A 23,356-nucleotide genomic window follows, 5' to 3' on the forward strand; every position below is an offset into this window, starting at 1 on the left:
ACGGATTGCAAACAAGCGTTAACGGCCAAATCTTGGCCGCCGACGGGCGCCTGATCGTCGCAAAGTTCGCGTTTTGAGGGTGATTAGATCATTCTACACATATTTCGCGCACGCTCCTCGAACGCCGAAACTGGGCTGGGGAGATTCAAACAGACATGTCGTTGCGCCCGTTCAACGAAAGCGATCTCGAGGCCGTCAATCGACTGCACAGCAGCGTGTGGTGGCCGGAACGGTCGGCGGCGGGCTGGCGCTGGTTGATGGCGAACCCGGCCTCGGCCGAGATCGACGCCCCGCACGGCTGGGTGATCGACCACGGCGCCGGGCCACAGGCCTTCGTCGGCAACTTCATCCAGCGCTTCTGGCGCAACGATCAACGCCTGCACGCCGCGACGGGCTATTCCATCGTCGTGCCTCCGGCGCAGCGGGGCCGCAGCCGGGCCCTGATCAACGCCTTCATCGACCAACCCGCCTGTTTCGCCCGCTACACGCTGAACGCCAACGCCCGCTCCAGTCCGCTGTACCAGCGGCATGGCATGGTTCCCTGGCCGCCCGAAACCCATACGCTGAAGCTGTCCTGGCTGATCGACCCGGCGGCCTGCCTGTATGGACGGGGCCTGCGCGAGGTCGTGGACCGCGCTCCGACGCTGGCGCGCCTGCTGGGCGAACAGCTGTCCCCCTGCCCCGCCTCAACGGCGAGCGCCGCCTGCGTCAGGCCGAAAGCCGCCTGCCAGACGGGGTCAGCCTCAGCCCCGACCTGTCGCAGCGCTCGGACTACGCCCGGTTCTGGACGGCCCTGCGCGCCGAGGGGCGGCTGATGGCGGACCGCAGCCCGGACATCATGCGCTGGCGGCTGTCGGACCCCGATCTGACGGTGCCGCCGCTGAGCCTGGCCTATCGCGACGGCGGGCGCCTGACGGGCTTCGCGGTGGCCATGCTGAACAAGCAAACGCCGCTGGAGCCGCCGATCCTGGAGATCATCGACCTGGTCGCGCTGGACAATGATTCGACGGCGATCCAGGCGCTGGTCGAGGGCCTGCGTCGCATGGCGCCGGCGCTGGGCGCCGCCAAGGTGCGGCTGCAGGTGGTGTCGCCCGACCTGCTCGCCGCCCTGGGCCGACTGGGCCAAAAGGCCTGGCGCGAGGGCGGCTGGGGCCACTGTCACATCGCCTTCGACGATGGGATGCAGGACGCGGGCTGGCGGCCCACGCCCTATGACGGCGACTATTCCTTTTGTCTGCGCCCCCTGCCGGCGCGGGCCAGCGCCGCCCTGAGGCTGGCGTCGACGCCCCTGCGCGCTCAAGCGGTGCAAGCGCGGGCATGAAGGGAAACGAGGGCCTCTTGCGGCCCTCGTCGGCGCCGCCGTTTAGGAGCGCGCCTTCAGCTCGTCGCGGATTTCCGCCAGCAGCGCCTCGGTCGGCGTCGGCGCAGCGGGCGCCTCAGGCTCGGCCGGCTGCTCGCGGCGCAGCTTGTTGACCATCTTGACCATCAGGAAGACCACGAAGGCCACGATCAGGAATTGGATCAGGGTGTTGATGAAGGCGCCGTATTGGATGGCCACCTTCTCGACCGCCTCTGTCGCCGGGTCTTCGGGCACCAGGACCCACTCCAGCTTGGAGAAGTCCACCCGGCCCAGCAGCAGGCCGATCGGCGGCATCACCACCTGATCGACCAGGCTGGTGACGATCTTGCCGAACGAGGCCCCGATGATGACCCCGACCGCCAGGTCGACGACGTTGCCGCGCGCGGCGAATTCCCGAAACTCGGACAGCAGGCTCATTGCATCAGTCTTTCAGATGATATCAGGCGTCGCCGGAGGCGTTCAGCCGCTCGCGCAGCTCCTTGCCGCTCTTGAAGAAGGGCACGGCCTTGGCCGGGACCTCGACCGTTTCGCCGGTGCGGGGGTTGCGCCCCGTCCGCGCCGGTCGGCTGCGCACCGAAAAGGCGCCGAAGCCGCGAAGCTCGACCCGTCCGCCTTCGGACAGGGTGTCAGTCATGCAGCCGAGGATCACATTTACGACCCGCTCCACCTCGGCATGGGTGAGGTGCAGGTTCTCAGCCGCCAACTTCTCGATCAGTTCAGACTTGATCATTCAGGCCCCCGCCATGGTTTCACCGTCCGGGAAGACACCCTAACCGCCTGTCGCCACAGGAAGAAAGGGCAAAACGCATCGTCGTGAAGGTTTCTTGCATTCCAGCGTGGCAGGTTTCGCCGCCGATGGGCCGTGTGAGGAAGAAAATACGTCGCAAAGAGCCAGGGTCGCGGCCAAAGAAAAAGGGCGGCCGGATCGCTCCGGCCGCCCCGTTTCCCGATCACCGAGGACGATTAGTCCTTGGCTGCGTTCTTGAGCGCGGCGCCCAGGATGTCGCCCAGCGAGGCGCCGAGTCCGACGACCCGAACTGCTCGATGGCTTCCTGTTCGTCCTTCATCTCCAGCGCCTTGATCGAGACGGAGACGCGGCGCGTGGCCTTGTCGACGCCGGTGATCATGGCGTCGACGCGGTCGCCCACGGCGAAGCGCTCGGTGCGCTGCTCGTTGCGGTCGCGCGACAGGTCCGACTTGCGGACGAAGGCCGTGACCGGCGCGTCGTCTTCACCGAACTTGACCTCGATGCCGCCGGTCTCGATCGCCGTCACGGTGACGGTGATCTGCTGGCCGCGCTTGTAGACGTCGCCTTCCATCGGGTCGCCGCCGAGCTGCTTGACGCCCAGGGAGACGCGCTCCTTGTCGATGTCGACGTCCAGGACCTTGGCCTTGATCGTCTCGCCCTTGCGGTAACGCTGGATGGCTTCTTCGCCCGACACGTTCCAGTCCAGGTCCGACAGGTGGACCATGCCGTCGATGTCGTTGTCCAGGCCGACGAACAGGCCGAACTCGGTGGCGTTCTTGACTTCGCCCTCGACGGTCGAACCGACCGGGTGAGCCTCCAGGAAGGCCTCCCACGGGTTGTTCTGGGCTTGCTTCAGGCCCAGCGAGATACGACGCTTGGCGCTGTCGACGTCCAGGACGACCACGTCCACTTCCTGCGAGGTGGAGACGATCTTGCCCGGGTGGACGTTCTTCTTGGTCCAGGACATTTCCGACACGTGGACCAGGCCTTCAACGCCCGGCTCCAGCTCCACGAAGGCGCCGTAGTCGGTGATGTTGGTGACGCGGCCGGTGTACTTGGCGTTGACCGGGTACTTGGCTTCGACGCCGTCCCACGGATCCGACTGCAGCTGCTTCATGCCGAGCGAGATGCGCTGGGTGTCCGGGTTGATCTTGACGATCTGGACCTTGACGGTGTCGCCGACGGCCAGGACCTGCGACGGGTGCGACACGCGCTTCCACGACATGTCGGTGACGTGCAGCAGGCCGTCGATGCCGCCCAGGTCGACGAACGCGCCGTAGTCGGTGATGTTCTTGACGACGCCTTCGCGGACTTCACCCTCTTGCAGCTGGCCGACCAGCTCCGTGCGCTGTTCAGCGCGGGCTTCTTCCAGGATGGCGCGACGCGAGACGACGATGTTGCCGCGCGGACGGTCCATTTTCAGGATGGCGAAGGGCTGTTCCTTGCCCATCAGCGGGCCGACGTCGCGCACCGGGCGGATGTCGACTTGCGAGCCGGGCAGGAAGGCCGAGGCGCCGCCCAGGTCGACCGTGAAGCCGCCCTTGACGCGGCCGACGATGGCGCCGTTGACCGGCTGGCCTTCGGCGAACACGGCTTCCAGACGGGTCCAGGCCTCTTCGCGGCGAGCCTTGTCGCGGCTGATGACCGCTTCACCCAGGGCGTTTTCGACGCGCTCCAGATAGACTTCGACGTTGTCGCCGACCTTGGGCAGGACAGCGCCGTCGCCCTGGCCGAACTCGCGCATGGCGATGCGGCCTTCGGTCTTCAGACCGACGTCGATGATGACGATGTCTTTTTCAATGCCGACGACGCGGCCGTGGACGACCTGGCCTTCGCCAAGGTCGCGGCCTTGCAGTTGTTCGTCGAGGAGCGCGGCGAAATCGTCGCGAGTGGGGTTGAGGGTTTCGGTCATGGAAACTCTTGAGGTTGATGAAAGCGAAACGCGCACGGCCGGATGGTCGCGCGCGAAGGGGGTGAGAAAAGGGAAGTCAGGTCGTCACGAGGCGAGGCGACACGCGCTGGAAAAGCGCGACGACAGAAAGCCAGAACGCCCGCGGCCGTCGAGGAGATCGGAGCGTTGGATTCGCCCGGCGGGATCAGATCCCGGCCCTGGCTCGCGCCGCCTCGACGATACGGCGGGCCGCATCGAAGGCGGCCTCTATACCTAGATCGGTCGTGTCCAGCAAGACGGCGTTGTCCGCCTGGACCATCGGGGCGTCGTCGCGGCCCGCGTCGCGGGCGTCGCGGCGGCGGATATCGTCCAGCATGTCGTCGAAGGCGATGACCTCGCCGCGCGCGGTCAGCTGCTTCCAGCGGCGCTCGGCCCGCACCTCGGGGCTGGCGGTGATATAGAGCTTGGCCGGAGCGCCCGGCGCGATCACCGTGCCGATGTCGCGCCCGTCCAGCACCGCGCCGCCCGGTTGCGCCGCGAAGTCCTGCTGCAGCTTGAGCAGGGCCGCGCGCACGCCCGGATGGCTGGCCACGCGGCTGGCCGCCTCGCCCGCGCCGCGATCGGTCAGGCGGGGGTTGTCGCTCAGGCTGGCCAGATCCAGCGCCCGCGCGGCCTTGGCCGCCGTCTCGGCGTCGCCGAGATCACCGCCCGCATCCAGCACCGCCAGGCCCACGGCGCGATACAGCAGGCCGGTGTCCAGATACGGCAGGCGGTAGTGGGCGGCCAGGCGCGCGGCGATGGTGCCCTTGCCCGAGGCGGCGGGGCCGTCGACGGCGATGACAAGGTTCATGCCGCGTCTCCTTGGGCGATCGTCCCGCCCAGCCCGTTCATCATCTCGACAAAGCCGGGGAAGCTGGTGGCGATCATCTCGGGGTCGCGGACCGAGACGGGCTGTTCAGCGGCCAGGCCCAGCACAAGGTGGCTCATGGCGATGCGGTGGTCGTGAGCGGTGTCGACGGTCGCGCCGCCCTTCACCGGGCCGACCCCGACGGCGCCAGTGACGATGAAGCCCTCCGGCTCTTCTGTTACCTGGACCCCGCAGGCCGACAGCCCCGACGCCATCAGGGCGATGCGGTCGCTTTCCTTGACGCGCATCTCGCCGATGCCGCGCATGACGGTCGCGCCTTCCGCGAAGGCGGCGGTCACCGACAGGATCGGATATTCGTCGATCATGGAGGCGGCGCGGTCCTCGGGGACCACAATGCCCGTCAGCGCCGAGTGGCGAGCGGTGACGTCGCCGACCTCTTCGCCCCCGGCCATGCGGCGGTTGGCGATGGTCAGGTCCGCGCCCATGTCGATCCAGGTCTGGAACAAGCCGGTGCGCAGCGGATTCAGCATCACCCCTTCGACCGTCACTTCGGAGCCCGGAACCACCAGGGCCGCCGCCAGGGGAAGGCGGCCGAAGACGGGTCGCCCGGCACGGCGACGTGCGTTCCCTTGAGTTGCTGGCCCCCGCCAGGCGGATGCGCCAGCCCTCGCCCTCCTCGGTCACCTCGACCTCGGCGCCGAAGGCGCGCAGCATCCGTTCGGTGTGGTCGCGGCTCTTCTCCGGCTCGACCACGACGGTCTCGCCCGCCGCGTTCAGCCCGGCCAGAAGGATGGCCGACTTCACCTGCGCCGAGGCGACGCTCTGGACGAAGGTCACGCCCTTCAGCCCGCCGCCCTGCAGGGTCAGCGGCACCCGGTCCTCGGCCGCGTTCCAGTCGAAGCGCGCGCCCATGTCGGCCAGCGGCCCGGTGACGCGCTTCATCGGCCGTTTGCGCAGGGAGGCGTCGCCATCGAACATCGCGGTCAGCTCATAGCCCGCGACCGCCCCCATCAGCAGGCGCACGCCCGTGCCGGCGTTGCCGCAGTTGATAATGCTGTCCGGCGAGCGCAGCGGCCCGCGCCCCTCGACCCGCCAGCGCCCCGGCCCGAGGCGCTCGACCGACGCGCCGAACGCCTGCATGGCGCGGCCGGTGGCCAGGATGTCGTCGCCCTCCAGGAGCCCCTCGATCTCGGTCACGCCCTCGGCCATGCCGCCGAAGATCAGGGCGCGGTGCGACATCGACTTGTCGCCGGGCGCGCGGACCACGCCCTTGAGCCCTGAATTGACGCCTGAAACGGGGGACGCGGTGAAGGTCTGGGGAGTGCTCACCCTGATGCAGGCTCCGGTTGTCAGGAGGGCCGCGAAACGCGCGGAAAAGAAGGCTTTTGACAGCGGCCCCCGCCAGTGGCAAGGGAGCCGCCCTATTTCCGATTTTTCCCCTTAAACCCGCCGAAGGTCTAATCACGTGGCCAATCCCGAACTGGGCCAAAAGCAGGTCTGCCCGAACTGCCAGGCCAATCTACGATCTGAACCGTCGCCCGGCCCGTTGCCCCAAGTGCGACACCGAGTTCGACCCGATGGAAGAAGCCGTCCGCAGCCGCCGCGCGCGTCGCGGCGCCGGCTTCGCCGCTGACGAAGAGGAGGCCGAAGATCAGGTCGCCGACAAGTCCGCCGACGCCGAAGAGGATGAAGAGGACGTCGAAGGCTCCACGCCCGAGATCGACCAGGAAGGCCACGAGCCGATCCTGACGCCGGATGACGACGACGGCGAACCCGGCGCCGACGACGCCGGCATGGGCACGGCCGACGGCGACGACGACGACGACGTTCTTGACGATGACGACGACGATTCCGTGCCCTTCATCGAAGACGAAGACGAAGACGACCTCGAAGAAGAGCTGACCAAGCCGTCGCGCGACGACGACTAAGCGGCAAAGGTCAGAAAAATAAGCGGAAAAAAATGTGTCAGACCCGCTTGATCTTCAAAACGGCCTGACCTAGTTTCCGCGCCTCGCCGGGGGCGACATTGTCACTCCCCGGCGGGACCGACCGAAAGGTTCGGGGCTTTAGCTCAGTTGGTAGAGCGCTTGCATGGCATGCAAGAGGTCAGCGGTTCGACTCCGCTAAGCTCCACCATCGAAGGCCTCGCGGAACGCCCGCGGGGCCTTCGTCCTTTCCAGACTTTCCGTCTGGAGCGGTCGATCACATAACCCAGCCGATACGGCACGGGGCTTTAGCTCAGTTGGTAGAGCGCTTGCATGGCATGCAAGAGGTCAGCGGTTCGACTCCGCTAAGCTCCACCATCGAAGGCCTCGCGGAGCCCCCGCGAGGCCTTCGTCCTTTCCGGCCCCCTTTTCGGACATTCAGGCCGGCATGGCTCGCTCCAGCACCGCCGGCTGGTCCACCTCGACCTCATAGGCCCCATAGGCCATGCCGCGCGGGCGCAGGCGAAGGGCGATGAAGGCCTCGGCCGAGGGACTGTCCATTTCCAGCAAGGCCGCCGCCTGGGCCGCCAGCGCCAGCCGCTCGACCGCCAGCCGCGCCCCGGCCTCGTGCGCGGTCACGTCCAGCCGGGCGATGAAGCGGTCGTAGTCGGCGGACTTGCCCGCCTGCGACGCCAGCCAGTCGCGCAGGGCCTGCACGGCCTCCGGCTCGCGCCCCGCCGCGCGCAAGACATCCAGGGCGATGACGTTGCCCGAGCCTTCCCAGATCGCGTTCAGCGGCGACTGGCGGAACAGGCGCGGCATCGGCCCGGTTTCGACGTATCCAGCGCCGCCCAGCGCCTCCATCGCCTCATAGACCAGGTTCGGCGCCCGCTTGCAGACCCAGTATTTGGCCACCGGCGTCAGCAGGCGGCCCACGGCGTCGTCGGTATCGAAAGTCGCCGCCAGCCGCATCGACAGCGCCGTCGCCGCCTCGCTTTCGACCGCCAGGTCGGTCAGGACGGCGGCCATCATCGGCTGGTCGATCAGCCGCTTCTGGAAGGCCGTGCGGTGCGCGGCGTGCCACACCGCCTGCGCCAGCGCGCCGCGCATCTGCAGCGCCGAGCCGACCACGCAGTCCAGCCGCGTATGCTGCACCATGCGGATGATGGTGGCGACGCCGCGCCCCTCCTCGCCGAGCCGCTGAGCCAGCGCGCCGTGATACTCCACCTCGGACGAGGCGTTGGAGCGGTCGCCCATCTTGTCCTTCAGCCGCATGACGCGGAACCCCGCATTGCGCGTCCCGTCCGGCAGCCAGCGCGGCAGGACGAAGCAGGTCAGCCCGCCCGGCGCCTGGGCCAGCGTCAAGAAGGCGTCGCACATCGGCGCCGAACAGAACCATTTGTGCCCGGTCAGCGCATACCAGCTGTCCTCGCCGACCGGCTCGGCGCGGGTGGTGTTGGCGCGCACGTCCGAGCCGCCCTGCTTCTCGGTCATGGCCATGCCGAGGGTCACGCCCGCCTTGTCCCCCGCCGGTCGCACGGCCGGGTCGTAACGGCCTGACAGGACACCCCTGATCCACGGCTCGCCCACCGCCGGATCGGCCTGAAGCGCCGCCACCGAGGCGTAGGTCATGGTCATGGGGCAACTGGTCCCCGAATCCGCCTGACCGGTCAGGAACAGGATCGCCGCGTGCAGCAGATGGCCGTTCGGCGTCCCGTCCCAGGCGCTCGACGCCAACCCCGCGCCCAGCCCCAGATCCATCAGCTGGTGGTAGGCCGGATGAAACGTCACCTCGTCGATGCGGCGGCCGTAGCGGTCGTGGGTGTCCAGCACCGGCGGCACGCGGTTGGCTTGCACGCCCCAGTCGATCACCTCGGCCGAGCCGCAGCGACGTCCCACATCGCTCAGCCGCTCGACATGCCCGGCCCCGCCCCAATGGCGCACGGCGTCGTGCAGGGCCCGGTCGCCGCTGAACAGGTCGACGTCCTCCAGAGGGGGAACCTGATTGGTCACCTCATGGGTGTCGAGCCGCTCGACGGGACGCAAGGGGGACATGGCCGGCCTCCGTATTCAGCGAGACGGGGAGGATGGCATGGGCGGGCGCCGACCGCGACCCTCTCCCGATGGGAGAGGGCTTGAGCGCACGAGAGCGCAGCGATCGTTCTTGCGCGACCCGCAGGGCGGCGCGTAGCAGCCAAAGGGTGAGGGTTCGCGGGTGATGCAGTCGCGCCACGGCTTGCGCCGACTGACGAGACAAGCCCCTCACCCTTTCGCCTTAGCCAATCGCCTTTGGCTCTTGGAGGCTCAAGCCCTCTCCCGCCGGGAGAGGGTTGGCTAAGGTCGCCCCCACGTGCGCCACGCCTCTGGCGCGGGCGATCTCCACCTGCTTGTGGCGCTCGGCGTAGCCTTCGCGCTGGGTCGCATCGCGGTCGTCCCAGCAGCGGTCGCAGGCCACGCCCTCGACATAGCGCGTCGAGAGCCGCCCCTCGGGGCTGACCGGCATGCGGCAGGCGCGGCACAGGCTGTACTCGCCCTCGACCAGTCCGTGCCCCACGGCCACCCGCTCGTCGAAGACGAAGCATTCGCCGCGCCACAGGCTTTCCGGCTCGGGCACCGTCTCCAGATATTTGAGGATGCCGCCCTCCAGATGGTGCACGTCGCGCACCCCCTCGGCCTTCAGGAAGGCGGTGGCCTTTTCGCAGCGGATGCCGCCGGTGCAGTACATGGCGACCTTGGGCGGCGTCGGGCGGTCCAGCAGGGCGCGGCCCTCGGTGCGGAACCAGTCGGCGAACTCGCGGAAGGTGCGGGTGTTGGGCTGGACCGCGCCTTCGAAGGCCCCGATCTCGCCCTCGTAGTCGTTGCGGGTGTCGATGACGACGGTGTCGGGGTCCGCGATCAGGGCGTTCCAGTCCTGCGGCGAGACATAGGTCCCGACGCCCTCGACCGGGTCGATGTCGGGCTGGCCCATGGTGACGATCTCGGCCTTCACCCGCACCTTCATGCGGTGGAAGGGCATGGCCGAGGCGGTCGAATACTTCAGCTCCAGCCGGTCGAATCCGGGCAAGGCGCGCACGCCGTCGATGACGCGGGCGATAGCGGCCTGAGGCCCCGCAATGGTGCCGTTGATGCCCTCATGCGCCACCAGAAGCGTGCCGCGCACCTGGCTCCCGCACAGGTCGAGCAGGTGCAGGCGCAGGGCCGCCGGGTCGGCGACGGGCGCGAAACGATACAGGGCCGCCACGGTGAAGGGGGCCGAAGGCGGCGGAGAGGGAACGGCTGGGTCGGTCACGGCCTTCCTATAGCGTCCCGTCGCTGCTCCCGCGACGCCAATAATCCGGAACCCCAAGTGACCGCTTACCGGCTTGCTTCCCCCGCCGAAGCCGTGTGGATTGACCGCATGGTCGTCGTTGGTTCTCGCCTGCTCTCTATCGCCCATGCCCCGGTCGCCCATGCCCCGGTCGCCGATGCCCCGGTCGCCGATGCGAGGAGCCGTCAGGCATGAGTTCAACCGCCGACGCATCCTCCTCCGCCCCCCTCCGCCCCCGCACCCGTCCCGCCCGGCCGGCCCTCGGCCTTAGCGCCGCTGCGGCACCCGATCTTCCGGGCGGTGTGGATCACCAGCCTGGTGACCAATTTCGGCGGGCTGATCCAGTCGGTCGGCGCCGCATGGATGATGACCTCCATCGCCTCGGCCCAGATGGTCGCCCTGGTGCAGGCCTCGGTCACTCTGCCGATCATGCTGCTGTCGCTGGCGGCCGGGGCGCTGGCCGACACGGTGGACCGACGCAAGATCATGCTGGCGGCCCAGACCTTCATGCTGCTGGTCTCGGCGGGGCTGGCGGCGATGACCTGGATGGGCTGGATCACGCCCTGGGTGCTGCTGACCTTCACCTTCCTGATCGGCTGCGGCGTCGCCTTCAACGGCCCGGCGTGGCAGGCTTCGGTCGGCGACATGGTCCCGCGTGAGGATCTGGCCGGGGCCGTGACCATCAACTCCATGGGCTTCAACATGGCCCGCAGCGTCGGCCCGGCGCTGGGCGGCTTGATCGTGGCGGCGGCGGGCGCGGCGGCGGCCTTCGCCGTCAACGCCGTCAGCTATCTGGGCCTGCTGTTCGTGCTGTTCCGCTGGAAGCCCGAGCGGCCCAAGCAGACCCTGCCGCGCGAAGGCCTGCTGGCGGCCATGGCCGGGGGCGTGCGCTACGCCTTCCTGTCGCCGCGCGTGACGGCGGTGCTGCTGCGCGCCGTGGTGTTCGGCGTGGGCGCCAGCGCGGTTCAGGCGCTGATGCCCGTGGTCGCGCGCGAGAACGGCGGCGGTCCGCTGGCCTTCGGCCTGCTGCTGGGTTCGTTCGGCGTGGGCGCGGTCGGCGGCGCCCTGTTCGTCGGCCGGCTGCGCGCCAAATACGAGACGGAGACCATCGTCCGCGTCGCCGCCCTGGTGTTTGCGGCGGCTGCGGTCGGCCTGGGCTACATCCCCTGGCTGGCGGTCACCCTGCCGGCGCTGATGCTGGCCGGGGCGGGCTGGGTGCTGGTGCTGTCCAGCTTCAACGTCACGGTGCAGATGTCGGTGCCGCGCTGGGTCGTGGCGCGAGCGCTGTCGCTCTACCAGATGGCGGCCTTCGGCGGCATGGCCGGCGGCAGCTGGCTGTGGGGGCGCTGGCCCAGGCCTATGGCGTCGATATCGCCCTGGCGGTCTCGGCCGGGGTGCTGGTGCTCTGCGTGCTGATCGGCCTGAGGGTGCCCCTGCCCTCGACCGCCAACCTGAACATGGACCTGCTGCGCCGCTGGACCGAGCCGCAGACCACCCTGGCGATAGAGCCCCGCAGCGGGCCGATCATCGTCTCCATCGCCTATCGCATCCGCGAGCAGGACATCGACGCCTTCCTGGCGCTGATGGACGAGCGGCGCCGCATCCGCCGCCGCGACGGCGCGCGCCAATGGCGGGTGATGCGCGACCTGGCCGAGCCTGAGATCTGGGTCGAGAAGTATCAGACGCCGACCTGGCTGGACTACATCCGTCACAACCAGCGCATCACCCACGCCGACGCCGCGATCAACGAGGGCATCCGCGCCCTGCACCAGGGACCGGACAAGCCCGTCGTGCACCGCATGATCGAGCGCACCACCGTCCCCCTGGCCGCCAATCTGCACGGCGACCGCCACTATGGAGAGCCCCTGACGGACCCGACCCGATCCTCCTGACGCCGACCCGACGCGCTTGCTCAATATGCTGAGCAAATAATCGACAGTGATTGGCCGAACACAGGCAGTCCTTATCAAGCCTGTCGATATTGCGGCGCACACAAACTGCGGCTTGCGCGAAGGGCGCAAAATCTGGTCTAGGGAGCCACGCGTCTGGTTCGCGCAAGGTCAAGACCCATGAAGATCGCAATCCTCGGCGCCGGCGTGATCGGCGTGACGACCGCCCACTACCTGGCCCGCCAGGGCCATGAGGTCACCGTCATCGACCGCCAGAGCGGTCCGGCGCTGGAGACCAGCTTCGCCAACGCTGGCGAGATCTCGCCCGGCTATTCCTCGCCCTGGGCCGCGCCCGGCATTCCCGCCAAGGCGGTGAAGTGGCTGTTCATGCGCCACGCGCCGCTGATCCTGCACCCCCAGATCAACGCCCCGACCGTGGCCTGGCTGCTGTCGCTGCTGCGCAACTGCACCTCGGCCCGCTATGCGCTGAACAAGGCCCGCATGGTGCGTCTGGCCGATTACAGCCAGGTGGTGCAGACGGCGCTGAACGAGGAACTGGGCCTTCAGTATGACCACCGCACCCAGGGCACGCTGCAGTTGTTCCGCACGCAGAAGCAGCTGGACGGCATCTACAAGGACACCGAGGTCCTGCGCGAAGGCGGCGTGCCGTTCGAAGTGCTGGACCAGGACGGCTGCATCGCCGCCGAGCCGGGCCTGAAGGCGACGCGCGATCTGTTCGTCGGCGGCCTGCGCCTGCCGCGCGACGAGACGGGCGACTGCTTCAAGTTCACCGTCGCCCTGGCCGACCACGCCGCCGCGACGCAGGGCGTGACCTTCCAGTACGGCACGACCATTCAGGGCCTGATCGCCGAGGGCGGCCGCATCACCGGGGTCAAGACCGACAAGGGGTTGGTCACGGCCGACGCCTATGTGCTGGCGCTGGGCTCCTATTCGCCGATGCTGGTCAAGCCGCTGGGCATGACCCTGCCGGTCTATCCGGTGAAGGGCTATTCGATCACCGCCCCGATCATCAATGAGCCGGCCGCGCCGGTCTCGACCATCATGGACGAGAGCTACAAGGTGGCCATCACCCGCCTGGGCGACCGCATCCGCGTCGGCGGCATGGCCGAGATCGCCGGCTTCTCGGACGCCCTGCCCGAGCGCCGCCGCAATACGCTGGAGCACTCGGTCGGCTCGCTCTTCCCCGGCGCGGGCGACCTGAAGGCGGCCAGCTACTGGTCGGGCCTGCGCCCCATGACGCCGGACGGCACCCCGGTCATCGGCAAGACCAAGATCGACAATCTGTTCCTGAACACCGGCCACGGCACGCTGGGCTGGACCATGGCGTGCGGCTCGGCCCGCGTCATCGCCGATCTGATCAGCGGCCAGACCCCGGATATCGAGACGGCCGACCTGGGCATCGCGCGATACGGCCGCTGATTCATTCTGAGGCGATAACACGCACAAATCCTTCTCCCCTTGTGGGAGAAGGTGGGCGCCGCAAGGCGCTCGGATGAGGGGTGCTAGCGCCTCATTATCCGAACAAGGCGTCGGCCTCAGTCAACAATGGTCAGGCTTCGCGTCGACACCCCTCATCCGTCTCGCTCCGCGAGCCACCTTCTCCCACAAGGGGAGAAGGGCCTAGCTTCTTGCTTTCGCCGCCACGGCCTTCAGGCCGTTCAGCAACTGCTGCGTCGCCGCATTGCGTTCGCAGCCGGCGTTGAGGATCAGCCGCAGCGCCTGGACGTGCACCTGCACCGGCGGCCAGTCCCAGGCGTCCGCCGCCGTCATGCGGTCGGCTGTATCGGCCAGGCTGTAGCCCGCGTCGAACAGCGGCCCGGTGTCGAAGAAGCCCGCCAAATCCACCACCCGCGACGCCAGACGATAGACTTCGGCGCCGGACGCCTGCGGCCGCGCTGCGCACAGGCTTTCCAGCCTCGCAACGGCGGCTTCGATCTCGGCCATGACCTCGGCCTTGTGGCGGCCCAGTCGTTCGTCAGCGCGGCGCTGAACATCGCTTAGGGTCCGGCCGCCCGGCTGGGCCATCTGCTGCGCCAGAGAGGTCTTGATCCGGGTGATCACAGGCTCGCTCACAGGGACACCCTCTGCGGTTTCAGCAGCATGTCGATATCGGCCTGATCCATATTCTCTTCGACGGCGTGGCCGACGTGAGCCGACAGGTCGCCCTTGCGGCGCCCGGTCATGCCCACGGGCGGGCCGAAATACGGACGCGCCGATCGGGACCGACATAGGTCGCGCACTCGACGAACTCGCGCTCATCGCCCGCCAGCCACAAGATGCGTCTCAACAGCACGGCCGGCGTCAGAGGCTTGGTGATGACGAAGCTGACGCCGCAGTCGCGGCCTTCCTGCACCTTGGACTGGGAGGCGTGGCCGGTGACCAGGATGACCGGCGTATAGCGCATCGGCGCAGGCGTCTCGCGCCGCAGCCAGCGGGTGAAGGCGTAGCCGTCCATCTCCGGGTCGCCGCAGTCGATGACGATCAGATCGACCGGACGCTGTTGCAGGAGCTTCACCGCCTCGACGGCCGAGGGGCGTTTGATCTGCTCCTTGACGCCGAAGCCCTGAAAGATCGAGCCGAGCATGTCCAGCGCCTGCGGCGTGTCGTCGACCAGCAGCACCGTCGACTGCTCCAGATTGATGCGGTCGTCGGCCATCGCTCAGAACAGTTGCAGCACACCCGGCGCCGAGGCGCCGGACGCCGCGTCCGGATCGTCAGCGGGCGCCGCCGAGGGCGGGCGCGGTGGGCCGTTTCCTGCATCCGCTCGGCCATCTCGGCCAGAGGCAGAGCCGCCAGGGCGGTGTCCATCGGCTGCTCCTCGGCCACGGCCTGCGCCAGTCCGGCCAGGGCCTCGATCCGCTGGGACAGGACGTCGAAGCTCTGGCTGCGCGTCAGATAGCCCAGCCGCGTCTCGGCCGGCAGCTGGCGCAGCACCTCGGACACCAGCCCGCCCGCCGCCTCGATCTCGGCGCGGATGTCCGACAGCTCCGCCGCCATGGCGGCCAGCAGGTCGCGATTGTCTGTTTCAGCCATCAGAACAGCTCCAGATCCCCGGCAGCGACAGGCGTCGGCGGCGGCGTCGCGGGCGGCAGGCTGGCGCCGTCCGTCACCACGCGCTGACGCGCCCGACCGCTGACCGGCCAATAGTGAATACGGCGCCCGCCGGCGCCCTCAGACTGCGGCTGACGACGGGAATGCCCTCGTCCGCCAGGAATTTCTCGGCGAAGTCGGCGTTGGCCGACCCGATGTCGGTCAGGGCGTCGAACATCCGGCCGCCGCCGAACAGCTTGGCCTCCAGCCGGTCGCGGCGACCGCCCGCCTTCAGCACATCGTTGATCAGGACTTCCATCAGATAGGCGCCGTAGCGGCGGCTGGCCCCGCTCTCGGCCCCGGCGCCTTCGGGCAGCAGGAAGTGGTTCATCCCCCGACCCCCGCCTGCGGGTCGCGCAGGCACAGGGCCACGCAGCTGCCCAGGACGGTCGTGAGCACGACGTCGGGATCGGACGACACATAGTGATCGCCCTGCCCCACGTGCACGCGCCGCTCGACCGGCTCCTGGACCGCCGCGCCGGTCACGTCAGCGGGCCGAAGACCGCTTCCAGCTTCTCTTTCAGCTGGGCGGTGGTGAAGGGCTTCACCAGATAGTTGTTCACCCCGAACTGCACGGCGCGCTGGACCAGCTCTCGGTCGGCCCGGCCGGTCAGCATGATGAAGGCCGTCTTGGAGAGCGGCGGATGCGCCCGGATGGCGCGCAGCAGGCTCAGCCCGTCAAGGTTCGGCATGTTGAAGTCCGAGATCACCAGATGGACCGGCTGCACCAGCAGGGAGCGCAGGGCCGCCTCGCCGTCGGGCGCTTCCTCGATGTCGCGCACGCCGATCTGCTGCAGACTGGCGCGGACAAGCGAGCGCATCGTCAGCTGATCATCGACGACGAGGGTGCGGATGGCGGAGGCGGCGGGCATAAACGTCCTTACGCGACAGACTGGGGCGCGGCCGTGCGGGCGGCGCAGGATTCGAGGATGGCGGGGGCCATGCGGGACAGGGGCAGCTGGCGCTCGACGGCGCCCAGTTCGAAGGCCGCGCGCGGCATGCCATAGACGACGCAGGACGCCTCGTCCTGGCCCAGGGTGCGGGCGCCGGCCTGGCGCATGGCCAGCAGGCCCTTGGCCCCGTCCTTGCCCATGCCGGTCAGGATGACGCCCGTCATCGGGCGGCCCAGCTGGGCGACCGAACCGAACAACACGTCGACCGAGGGGCGGTGGCCGTTGACCGGATCGGCGGCGATCAGGCGGCAGCGTCCGCCCGAGGCGACCAGGTGGGCGTCCCCGCCCGGCGCGATGTAGACATGGCCCGGCTTCAGCGGCGCGCCGTCCTCGGCCTCGCTGACCGCGGCGGCCGAGGCCTTGTTCAGGCGGGCGGCGAAGCTCTTGGTGAAGCTGGCGGGCATGTGCTGGGTCACCAGCGTCGGCGGGCAGTCGGCGGGGAAGGCCGACAGGATGGTCAGCAGGGCCTCGACCCCGCCGGTGGACGAACCGATGGCCAGCACATGGTTGGGGTCGGCGTGATAGGCGCCCTCATGGCCCTGAACCGCGCGGGTCTCCAGCGGACGGACGCGCGAGCGGGCGGCGACCTTCACCTTTTCCGCCAGATCGCCGAAGGCTTCCTGAACCGGCACGCCCGGCGCGGGCTTGGCCACGGCGTCCACCGCCCCGACCTCCAGCGCGGCCAGGGTCACGTCGGTCCCCGCCTGCGTCAGGGTCGAGACCATGACCACGGGCATGGGCCGCAGCCGCATGATCTTCTCCAGGAACTCCAGCCCGTTCATATTGGGCATTTCGACGTCCAGGGTGATGACGTCGGGGTTCAGCTCCTTGATCTTGGCGCGCGCCTCCAGCGGATCGGCGGCCGTGCCGACCACATTGATCTCAGGGTCGCGGCGCAGGACGGCGCTGATCAGGCTGCGCATGGTGGCGCTGTCGTCCACCACCAGGACCGAGACCGCGCTCATGCCCCCGCTCCCTTGACGTAGGTGGTCAGGCCGGCGGGCTGCAGCTGTTGCGCCGCCGGACCCGTCACCCGCTCGGAATGGCCGATGTAGAGGACGCCGCCGGGGTTCAGGATCGGCGTGAACCGGCCCCAGACGCGCTCCTGGGTCGCGTCATCGAAATAGATGACCACGTTGCGGCAGAAGATTACGTCGAAGCGGCCGCGCATGGGCCAGTCGCCGATCAGGTTCAGCTCCTTGAACGTCACCAGACGGCGCAGGGCCGCATCGGCGCTGAAGCGGCCGGGCGCGCCCGCCACCGGCTCGAAATGCCGGCGCGACGCGGCCGGGACCGGGGCCAACAGGTCGTCGGAATAGACGCCCGCCGCGCCCTCGGCGACCATGTTGGGGTCGATGTCGGTGGCCAGGATGCGCACGTCCAGCTCGGCCGCCTCGGGCAGGACATCCATCACCGTCATCGCCATCGAATAGGGCTCCTGGCCGTTCGAGCAGGCGGCGGACCACAGGCGCACGCGCCCGCCCGCCCGCGCCTTGGCGGCCAGTTCCGGCATCACCTTGTCGCGCAGGTGATCGAAGTGGTGCGGCTCGCGGTAGAAGCGGGTGACGTTGGTGGTCAGGGCCGCCATCATCGCCTGGCGCTCGTCCACGCCCTGCGCCCCGTCGATCAGGGCGCAGTAGTCGCGGAAACTGCGCAGGCCCAGCAGGCGCAGGCGTTTGGCCAGCCGCGAATAGACCAGCGCCGCCTTGCCTTCGCTGAGGGCGATGCCGGCGTGGGCGTGCAGGGTTTGGGCGATGTGGCGGAAATCCTCGGCCGTGAAGACGAACTCGCCTTCGACCAGAGCCCCCGCCCGGCGACGGTCGTCATGCCGCTTCGGCCTCGCTTTCCGGCAGAACGTGATCCAGGTCGATCAGGCTGATCATGCGGCCGCCCTCGACGGCGAAGATGCCCTTCACGAAGGACTTCACATGATCGCTGGCCACGTCCGGGGTCGGCTGGATGGCCGCGTCCGACAGCTGCACGATGTCCGACACCGCATCGACCAGCAGGCCCACCAGACGCGAGCCCACATGGGCCACCATGATGACGTGACGCTCGGTCGGCTCGCCGGTCTGCAGGCCGAAGCGCGCGCCCAGATCGATGATCGGCAGCACCACCCCGCGCAGGTTGATGACGCCCTTCATATAGGCGGGCGAGCGGGGCAGGGGCGTGGCCGGGGTCCAGCCGCGGATCTCGCGCACGCTCATGATGTCGACGCAGAATTCCTGTTCGCCGATGCGGAAGGCGATCAGTTCGCGATCGGTCCCGGCGACGTTGGGGGTGAGAATGTGGTCAATGTGGGTCATGGTTCAGCTCGCCATTTGCAGGTCGGAACGCGACGGGGTTCGGGAACGCTTGGCGGTCACTAGGGCGTCGATATCGAGGATCAGGGCCACGCGGCCGTCGCCCAAGATGGTGGCGGCGGCCACGCCCTCGACGTGGCGGTAGTTGGATTCCAGGCTCTTGATGACGACCTGGCGCTGGCCGTGGATGGCGTCGACCAACAGGGCGGCGCGCTGGCCGCTTTCGGTCTCGACGATCATCACCACCCCGCCCTTCAGGACCGTGGGGTCGTCGCGGAAGCCCATGGCCAAGCCGACGTCCACCAGCGGCACGAAGGCCTCCCGGAAGCGCAGCACCGGATCGACGCCGCCGACGTAATGGATGTCGGCTTCGTTCGGCGTCAGGCTCTCGACGATGGCGGCCAGGGGCGCGACCAGGGTCTGATCGGCCGCGCCGACCACCATGCCGTCCAGCACGGCCAGGGTCAGCGGCAGGCTGAGGGTGAAGGTCGAGCCCTTGCCCGGCACGGAGCTGATCGAGATACGCCCGCCCAGCGACTGGATCGAGCGGCGCACCACGTCCATGCCCACGCCCCGGCCCGACAGGTCCGACACCTCGGTCGCGGTCGAGAAGCCGGGCAGGAAGATCAGATTGTCGATCTCGTCGTCCGACAGGATGGCGTCCTCGGCGATCAGGCCGCGCTCGACAGCGATGCCCCTGACGCGCGGGCGGTTGATGCCCTTGCCGTCGTCGGAAATCTCGATGACGATCCGGCCCGAGCGGTGCAGGGCCGCCAGACGCACCGTCCCCTCGGCCGGCTTGCCCGCCGCCAGACGCTCCTCAGGCCCTTCCAGCCCGTGGTCGATGGCGTTGCGCAGCATGTGGGTGATGGGATCGGACAGGCGTTCGATCACGGTCTTGTCGACCTCGGTGTCCTCGCCCGAGGTGACCAGTTTCACCTTCTTGCCGGTGGCCTCGGCCGCCTCGCGCACCAGACGCGGCATCCGCTGGAACACCGACTTCACCGGCTGGGCCCGGATGGCCATGACGCTGTCCTGAATCTCGCGCGTCAGCAGCTCCAGGTCTTCGAGGCCCAGGCCGATATCGGAGGAACGGGCCAGACCGCTCTCGGTCACGCGCTGGGCCAGCATGGCCTGCTGGATGACCAGTTCCCCGACCGCGTTGATCAGGCGATCGACCCGCTCCAGATCGACGCGGATGGTCACCGGCGCGGCGGCGGCGGGCGTCGCTTGCACAGGCGCCGGAGCGGCCGGCGCAGGCTTGGCGACGACCGGCGGCGGCGCGACAGGTTCAGGCGCGGCGATCACAGGCGCGACGACAGCGGCAGGCGCCTCCGTCGACCCGGCGCCGACTGAGGCCAGCAGGGCGGCGATATCCAGTTCCGACGACGCGGCGCGGGCCAGGGCCGAGGCGTCGCTTTGCGCCTCAGCCGCCGCAGGCGCAGCCTCGGCGGGACCGTCGCCGGACAGCGGCGTGATGCTCAGGTCGCAGTCCATCTCCACGAAGTCGAAGACCTCGCGCACCTCGGCCTCGCTGGCGTCGCCGTCCAGTTCGATGGTCCAGATCAAATGGCTGTCGGTCGGCTCCAGCGCGTCCAGCAGCGGCAGGCCGCTGTCGTCCAGCTGCACCCGCGTCGGACCCAGGCGGGCCAGTTCGCGCAGCAGCAGCCCGGTCTCGTTGGCGCTGGCGTAGAGGCGCGGATGAGGGCGCAAGACGATCTTCCAGCCGCCCGCCGCGGCCGGGGCCGACAGGTCAGGCAGAGGCGCCGGAGCGGACAGGGCGCCAAGGCCGCCAGATCCGGCAAGGGCGGCAGATCGGCCAGATCCGGCAGGCCCGCCGGCGCTTCGAACGCGCCCAGATCCATGGCCACCGGCGTGAAGCCGAAGTCGTCCTCTTCCGGCTCGACGGCCGCGACCGGGGCGGCGCCGCCATAGGTCAGGGCCTCAAGCTCGGCGACCAGTCCGGCCGAACGCGCCGGGTCGACGGGCGCGCCCGCGCCGCGCGCAGCGGCGACGTGGTCGGCCAGCACGTCGGCGGCGCGCAGCAGGGTCTTCACGGTCGCATCGTCGCACGGTTTGCGGCCCGAGCGCAGCTCGTCCATCAGCGTCTCGAAGACGTGGGCGAAGCGGACCAGGTCCTCCAGCCCGAAGGCCCCCGCCCCGCCCTTGACCGAGTGAACGGCGCGGAAGACGGCGTTGATGACCTCGATGTCCGTCGATCCGGACTCCAGCGTCAGCAGATTGCCTTCCAGATCGGCGAGCAGCTCCTCGCACTCCTGAAAGAAGGTCGCCTTGATCGCCTCGAACGGATCGTCGCTCATCGCCCCGCGCCCCTTTTTCTTACGCCGCCACGCGACGCACGGCGTCGACCAGACGCACGGGATCGAACGGCTTGACGATCCAGCCGGTGGCCCCGGCCTCGCGGGCGCGCTGCTTCTTGGCGGCGTCGCTCTCGGTCGTCAGGACCAGCACGGGAACGGCGCTGAAGGCCGGGTCCGCCCGCATCCCCTCGATGAAGCCGAAGCCGTCCATGCGCGGCATGTTGATGTCGGTGATGACGATGTCGGGGCTTTCGGCCTGAAGCACCTCCAGACCATGGACGCCGTCCTCGGCCTGGACCACGCGATAGCCCGCGTCCTTGAGCGCCAGCATCAGCATGTCGCGCATGGTGCGCGAATCGTCGACGGTCAGAACGGTCTTGGTCATTGCAGGGCGTCCTGTGTGGAAAGGTCGGAGAGCGAAGCGCCGAAGGCGCTCCATTGGGTCGTCATGGCCTCGGAGGCATTGACGAAGGTCAAAGCCTGGCCGTCGGCGCGCCAGGTGCGGATCGCCGACAACAGCAGCTGAAGGCACAGCCCGCCCAGCCGCTCGACGGCCGAACCGTCCAGCGTCAGGGCCTGACCGCGCGCCGCCAGCAGTTCGCCCTTCAGCGGCTCGGCCGCGCGCAGGTCCAGAACCGGGGCCAGAACGACCACAGCCGCCATCAGAACTCCTCCCAGCCGTCTTCGATGATTTCAGCCTTCAGGGCCGCGCCGCCGCGTCCCATCGTCTTCAGGGCGGCGACCGTCTCGGCCACCGGCTGGGGCGTGCGGGCCGGCGCAGCGTCCGCGGCGACCGGCGCCGGCTTCGCCTTGAACGGCGACTGGCCTTGCGACGGAGGGGCCGAAACGCGCGCCGGGGCCGCGACCCCGTTTGCGCCCTGAGCGACCTTGAAACGCGCCACCGAGGCGGCCAGGACGTCGGCTTCCTGAGCCAGGGAATGGCTGGCTGCGGTCGATTCCTCGACCATCGCGGCGTTCTGCTGGGTCACCTGATCCATCTGGTTCACGGCGGTATTGACCTGTTGCAGGCCCGTCGCCTGCTCCTGGGCCGAGGCCGAGATTTCCGACATCAGCCCGTCGATCTCGGCGACCTCGGCGACGATGCGGCCCAGGGCCTGGCCGGTCTGGCCGACCAGAGCCACCCCTGCTCGACCTGGCGGCCCGAGGCGGTGATCAGGGTCTTGATCTCCTTGGCCGCGTCGGCCGAACGCTGGGCCAGCGCCCGCACCTCCGAAGCCACGACGGCGAAGCCGCGCCCGGCGTCGCCCGCACGCGCCGCCTCGACGCCCGCGTTCAACGCCAGAAGGTTGGTCTGGAAGGCGATTTCGTCGATCACGCCGATGATGGCGCCGATCTGGTTGGAGGACTGTTCGATGGCGGTCATGGCGGCGACGGCGTCGCTGACCACTGCGCCCGACGCCTCGGCCTCATTGCGCGCCGTCTGGACGACGCGGGACGCCTGACGGCGCCGTCGGCGGTCCGGTTCACCGTGGCGGTGATTTCATCCAGAGCCGCTGCGGTCTCTTCCAGGCTGGCGGCCTGCTGTTCGGTGCGACGCGACAGGTCATCCGACGCCTGGCTGATCTCGCCCGAGCCCGAGCGGATCGCGGCCACGTTGTCGACCACCACGGCCACGGCCTGCTCCAACTGCGAAATGGCCGCGTTGAAGTCAGCCTTCAGCTGTTCCGCCTTGGGGGCGAAGGGAACGTCGATCCGGTAGGTCAGATCGCCTGCCGCCATCGCATTCAGGCCCTCAGCCAGGGCGGTGATGGCGACGCGGTCCTCTTCGGCCGCCCTGGCCTTTTCGGCTTCGACGCGGGCGCGCTCCTCTTCGACCGCGCGACGCTGAGCGGCCGTCTCGGCTTCAAGGGCTTCCTTGGCGATCGCGGCGTCCTTGAAGGTCTGGACGGCGGCGGCCATCTGGCCGACCTCGTCCTTGCGGCCGGCGGCCGGCACCGGAACGGAGGTGTCGCCCGACGCCAGACGGCGCATGGCCGTCGTCATCGCCGTCAGCGGCTTGGCCAGGACATTGGTCAGCATCACCGCCATGCCGCCCGCCAGCGCCAGCGCCAGCAGCAGGCCGCCGATCAGCACCATGCGGGCCGTCTTGGCGGCCGCCACCTGCTTCTCGCCATAGAGGCGGCTTTCCTGAACCTTCTTCTCGATCAGTCCGTCCAGCGCGCTTTCAGCCGGATCGATGAATTTGTCGGCCTGACCGTCGCGGCCGACCATGGCGATGGCCTGCATCCAGCCCGCCTGATCGGCGACCATGACCCGGCCGCGCTGAACCACCTGCTTGTTCCACTCGTCCGCCGCCGTGCGGGCCGCGCGCGCCTGCGCCGCGCTGGAGCGGTCCAACTGGACCAGCCGGTCCAGGCTCTGGTTGAAGCTCTTGCGATGCTCTTCGACACGCTGAAGATAATAGGGGTCGCGCGACACCAGGAAGCCGCGATAGCTGGCCTCCTGACGCGCCAGATAGAATTGCGCCGCCTCGGCCTCGCGCTGGACCACGCCCGCGCGCGAACGATCCGTCCGCGCCGCATCAAGCGCATTGATCTGCAAAAACACCGTCAGCCCCATGGCGACGATGGCCAGGATCACGACCGCAAAGGCCGCCATCAGTTTCTTTTCGATCTTCAGGTCGCTCAACATGGCGTCCATCTAACTCTTCCCCGTGAAG

The 23,356-nt window shown here is 69.0% G+C and carries 19 protein-coding genes, 2 tRNA genes and 7 pseudogenes; 8 read left to right on the plus strand and 20 right to left on the minus strand.

Features of this window, described 5'->3' with window-relative positions:
* The first annotated feature begins 155 nt into the window (after positions 1-155).
* Both V8F63_RS01760 and V8F63_RS01765 read left to right on the plus strand, forming a co-directional pair.
* Positions 156-815 (plus strand): hypothetical protein, encoded by a 660-nt coding sequence (locus tag V8F63_RS01760; RefSeq protein WP_392354332.1) that lies wholly within the window; start codon positions 156-158, stop codon positions 813-815.
* On the plus strand, positions 815-1,321 hold the full coding sequence (locus tag V8F63_RS01765; RefSeq protein ID WP_392354333.1) for a hypothetical protein: 507 nt from the start codon (positions 815-817) through the stop codon (positions 1,319-1,321). The genes V8F63_RS01760 and V8F63_RS01765 overlap by 1 nt, the downstream gene beginning before the upstream one ends.
* Before the next feature lie 42 nt (positions 1,322-1,363).
* Here the strand turns inward: V8F63_RS01765 and mscL are convergent, their stop codons facing one another.
* The 5 genes and pseudogenes from mscL to aroA form a co-directional block, all read right to left on the minus strand.
* Entirely contained in the window at positions 1,364-1,777 is a 414-nt protein-coding gene (gene mscL / locus V8F63_RS01770; RefSeq protein ID WP_003169155.1) for a large-conductance mechanosensitive channel protein MscL, read from the minus strand.
* A gap of 22 nt (positions 1,778-1,799) precedes the next feature.
* Complete coding sequence (locus tag V8F63_RS01775) at positions 1,800-2,090, minus strand: integration host factor subunit beta (protein WP_025977934.1); 291 nt, start codon at positions 2,088-2,090, stop codon at positions 1,800-1,802.
* Between the two features lie 233 nt (positions 2,091-2,323).
* A pseudogene (gene rpsA, locus V8F63_RS01780) lies at positions 2,324-4,020 on the minus strand (30S ribosomal protein S1).
* Positions 4,021-4,204: 184 nt separating this feature from the next.
* Positions 4,205-4,849, minus strand: coding sequence for a (d)CMP kinase (gene cmk / locus V8F63_RS01785; RefSeq protein WP_392354334.1), 645 nt, complete (start codon positions 4,847-4,849; stop codon positions 4,205-4,207).
* A pseudogene (aroA, locus tag V8F63_RS01790) lies at positions 4,846-6,106 on the minus strand (3-phosphoshikimate 1-carboxyvinyltransferase). Before aroA ends, cmk begins: the two are co-directional and overlap by 4 nt.
* Positions 6,107-6,252: 146 nt before the next feature.
* Between aroA and V8F63_RS01795 the strand changes: the two are divergent.
* The 3 genes from V8F63_RS01795 to V8F63_RS01805 all read left to right on the plus strand — a co-directional run bounded on the left by V8F63_RS01795 (position 6,253) and on the right by V8F63_RS01805 (position 7,170).
* Positions 6,253-6,795 (plus strand): TIGR02300 family protein, encoded by a 543-nt coding sequence (locus V8F63_RS01795; RefSeq protein WP_392354335.1) that lies wholly within the window; start codon positions 6,253-6,255, stop codon positions 6,793-6,795.
* Between the two features lie 132 nt (positions 6,796-6,927).
* A tRNA-Ala gene (locus V8F63_RS01800) sits at positions 6,928-7,003 on the plus strand.
* 91 nt (positions 7,004-7,094) lie between these two features.
* Positions 7,095-7,170: transfer RNA gene (locus V8F63_RS01805), tRNA-Ala, on the plus strand.
* 60 nt (positions 7,171-7,230) lie between these two features.
* Here V8F63_RS01805 and V8F63_RS01810 read toward each other — a convergent pair.
* Complete coding sequence (locus V8F63_RS01810; RefSeq protein ID WP_392354336.1) at positions 7,231-8,847, minus strand: acyl-CoA dehydrogenase family protein; 1,617 nt, start codon at positions 8,845-8,847, stop codon at positions 7,231-7,233.
* Between the two features lie 220 nt (positions 8,848-9,067).
* The gene (locus V8F63_RS01815; RefSeq protein ID WP_392354337.1) at positions 9,068-10,081 is read right to left on the minus strand and encodes a rhodanese-related sulfurtransferase; all 1,014 of its coding nucleotides are present in this window, start codon (positions 10,079-10,081) and stop codon (positions 9,068-9,070) included.
* Between the two features lie 336 nt (positions 10,082-10,417).
* Here V8F63_RS01815 and V8F63_RS01820 point away from each other — a divergent pair.
* Together V8F63_RS01820 and V8F63_RS01825 are read left to right on the plus strand one after the other, a co-directional pair.
* A pseudogene (locus tag V8F63_RS01820) lies at positions 10,418-11,991 on the plus strand (MFS transporter).
* Between the two features lie 177 nt (positions 11,992-12,168).
* Positions 12,169-13,428: a D-amino acid dehydrogenase gene (locus V8F63_RS01825; protein WP_253123294.1), complete on the plus strand. Its 1,260-nt coding sequence runs from the start codon at positions 12,169-12,171 to the stop codon at positions 13,426-13,428.
* A 201-nt stretch (positions 13,429-13,629) separates the two neighbouring features.
* Here the strand turns inward: V8F63_RS01825 and V8F63_RS01830 are convergent, their stop codons facing one another.
* Positions 13,630-14,082, minus strand: a complete 453-nt coding sequence (locus tag V8F63_RS01830; protein ID WP_134581564.1) for a chemotaxis protein CheE — start codon at positions 14,080-14,082, stop codon at positions 13,630-13,632.
* Positions 14,083-14,188: 106 nt separating this feature from the next.
* Positions 14,189-14,665, minus strand: coding sequence for a response regulator (locus V8F63_RS01835; RefSeq protein WP_392354338.1), 477 nt, complete (start codon positions 14,663-14,665; stop codon positions 14,189-14,191).
* A gap of 86 nt (positions 14,666-14,751) precedes the next feature.
* On the opposite strand from V8F63_RS01835, the gene V8F63_RS01840 reads away from it, so the two are divergent.
* Positions 14,752-15,129, plus strand: a complete 378-nt coding sequence (locus V8F63_RS01840; protein ID WP_392355130.1) for a hypothetical protein — start codon at positions 14,752-14,754, stop codon at positions 15,127-15,129.
* Here V8F63_RS01840 and V8F63_RS01845 read toward each other — a convergent pair.
* The 11 genes and pseudogenes from V8F63_RS01845 to V8F63_RS01895 all read right to left on the minus strand — a co-directional run bounded on the left by V8F63_RS01845 (position 15,042) and on the right by V8F63_RS01895 (position 23,337).
* Positions 15,042-15,585 (minus strand): annotated as a pseudogene (locus V8F63_RS01845) (chemotaxis protein CheD). The gene V8F63_RS01840 and the pseudogene V8F63_RS01845 overlap by 88 nt on opposite strands.
* Positions 15,582-15,971, minus strand: a complete 390-nt coding sequence (locus tag V8F63_RS01850; RefSeq protein WP_025977947.1) for a response regulator — start codon at positions 15,969-15,971, stop codon at positions 15,582-15,584. The pseudogene V8F63_RS01845 and the gene V8F63_RS01850 overlap by 4 nt, the downstream one beginning before the upstream one ends.
* An 8-nt stretch (positions 15,972-15,979) precedes the next feature.
* Positions 15,980-17,017 (minus strand): chemotaxis response regulator protein-glutamate methylesterase, encoded by a 1,038-nt coding sequence (locus V8F63_RS01855; RefSeq protein ID WP_253123298.1) that lies wholly within the window; start codon positions 17,015-17,017, stop codon positions 15,980-15,982.
* Entirely contained in the window at positions 17,014-17,661 is a 648-nt protein-coding gene (locus V8F63_RS01860) for a CheR family methyltransferase (RefSeq protein ID WP_392354339.1), read from the minus strand. Before V8F63_RS01860 ends, V8F63_RS01855 begins: the two co-directional genes overlap by 4 nt.
* A 75-nt stretch (positions 17,662-17,736) precedes the next feature.
* A pseudogene (locus V8F63_RS01865) lies at positions 17,737-17,913 on the minus strand (hypothetical protein); the annotation flags it as partial.
* Positions 17,876-18,358, minus strand: coding sequence for a chemotaxis protein CheW (locus V8F63_RS01870; protein WP_134581570.1), 483 nt, complete (start codon positions 18,356-18,358; stop codon positions 17,876-17,878). The gene V8F63_RS01870 and the pseudogene V8F63_RS01865, both read right to left, overlap by 38 nt.
* Before the next feature lie 3 nt (positions 18,359-18,361).
* Positions 18,362-20,676 (minus strand): annotated as a pseudogene (locus V8F63_RS01875) (chemotaxis protein CheA).
* Positions 20,677-20,695: 19 nt separating this feature from the next.
* The gene (locus V8F63_RS01880) at positions 20,696-21,061 is read right to left on the minus strand and encodes a response regulator (RefSeq protein WP_003169188.1); all 366 of its coding nucleotides are present in this window, start codon (positions 21,059-21,061) and stop codon (positions 20,696-20,698) included.
* The gene (locus tag V8F63_RS01885; RefSeq protein ID WP_025977951.1) at positions 21,058-21,339 is read right to left on the minus strand and encodes an STAS domain-containing protein; all 282 of its coding nucleotides are present in this window, start codon (positions 21,337-21,339) and stop codon (positions 21,058-21,060) included. The genes V8F63_RS01880 and V8F63_RS01885 overlap by 4 nt, the downstream gene beginning before the upstream one ends.
* A pseudogene (locus V8F63_RS01890) lies at positions 21,339-22,084 on the minus strand (methyl-accepting chemotaxis protein). The gene V8F63_RS01885 and the pseudogene V8F63_RS01890 overlap by 1 nt, the downstream one beginning before the upstream one ends.
* Positions 22,057-23,337, minus strand: coding sequence for a HAMP domain-containing protein (locus V8F63_RS01895; RefSeq protein ID WP_392354340.1), 1,281 nt, complete (start codon positions 23,335-23,337; stop codon positions 22,057-22,059). The pseudogene V8F63_RS01890 and the gene V8F63_RS01895 overlap by 28 nt, the downstream one beginning before the upstream one ends.
* Between the last annotated feature and the right edge of the window lie 19 nt (positions 23,338-23,356).

The organism is Brevundimonas sp. LF-1, from assembly GCF_037055305.1.
In the GTDB taxonomy this organism is placed as follows: domain Bacteria; phylum Pseudomonadota; class Alphaproteobacteria; order Caulobacterales; family Caulobacteraceae; genus Brevundimonas; species Brevundimonas sanguinis.

Bases quoted from the DNA above. Each gene is read 5' to 3' on its own strand.
- V8F63_RS01760 (WP_392354332.1), top strand. From the start codon at position 156: ATGTCGTTGCGCCCGTTCAACGAAAGCGATCTCGAGGCCGTCAATCGA.
- V8F63_RS01765 (WP_392354333.1), top strand. From the start codon at position 815: ATGGCGGACCGCAGCCCGGACATCATGCGCTGGCGGCTGTCGGACCCC.
- mscL (WP_003169155.1), bottom strand. From the start codon at position 1,777: ATGAGCCTGCTGTCCGAGTTTCGGGAATTCGCCGCGCGCGGCAACGTC.
- V8F63_RS01775 (WP_025977934.1), bottom strand. From the start codon at position 2,090: ATGATCAAGTCTGAACTGATCGAGAAGTTGGCGGCTGAGAACCTGCAC.
- cmk (WP_392354334.1), bottom strand. From the start codon at position 4,849: ATGAACCTTGTCATCGCCGTCGACGGCCCCGCCGCCTCGGGCAAGGGC.
- V8F63_RS01810 (WP_392354336.1), bottom strand. From the start codon at position 8,847: ATGTCCCCCTTGCGTCCCGTCGAGCGGCTCGACACCCATGAGGTGACC.
- V8F63_RS01825 (WP_253123294.1), top strand. From the start codon at position 12,169: ATGAAGATCGCAATCCTCGGCGCCGGCGTGATCGGCGTGACGACCGCC.
- V8F63_RS01835 (WP_392354338.1), bottom strand. From the start codon at position 14,665: ATGGCCGACGACCGCATCAATCTGGAGCAGTCGACGGTGCTGCTGGTC.
- V8F63_RS01850 (WP_025977947.1), bottom strand. From the start codon at position 15,971: ATGCCCGCCGCCTCCGCCATCCGCACCCTCGTCGTCGATGATCAGCTG.
- V8F63_RS01855 (WP_253123298.1), bottom strand. From the start codon at position 17,017: ATGAGCGCGGTCTCGGTCCTGGTGGTGGACGACAGCGCCACCATGCGC.
- V8F63_RS01870 (WP_134581570.1), bottom strand. From the start codon at position 18,358: ATGACCCACATTGACCACATTCTCACCCCCAACGTCGCCGGGACCGAT.
- V8F63_RS01880 (WP_003169188.1), bottom strand. From the start codon at position 21,061: ATGACCAAGACCGTTCTGACCGTCGACGATTCGCGCACCATGCGCGAC.
- V8F63_RS01885 (WP_025977951.1), bottom strand. From the start codon at position 21,339: ATGGCGGCTGTGGTCGTTCTGGCCCCGGTTCTGGACCTGCGCGCGGCC.
- V8F63_RS01895 (WP_392354340.1), bottom strand. From the start codon at position 23,337: ATGGACGCCATGTTGAGCGACCTGAAGATCGAAAAGAAACTGATGGCG.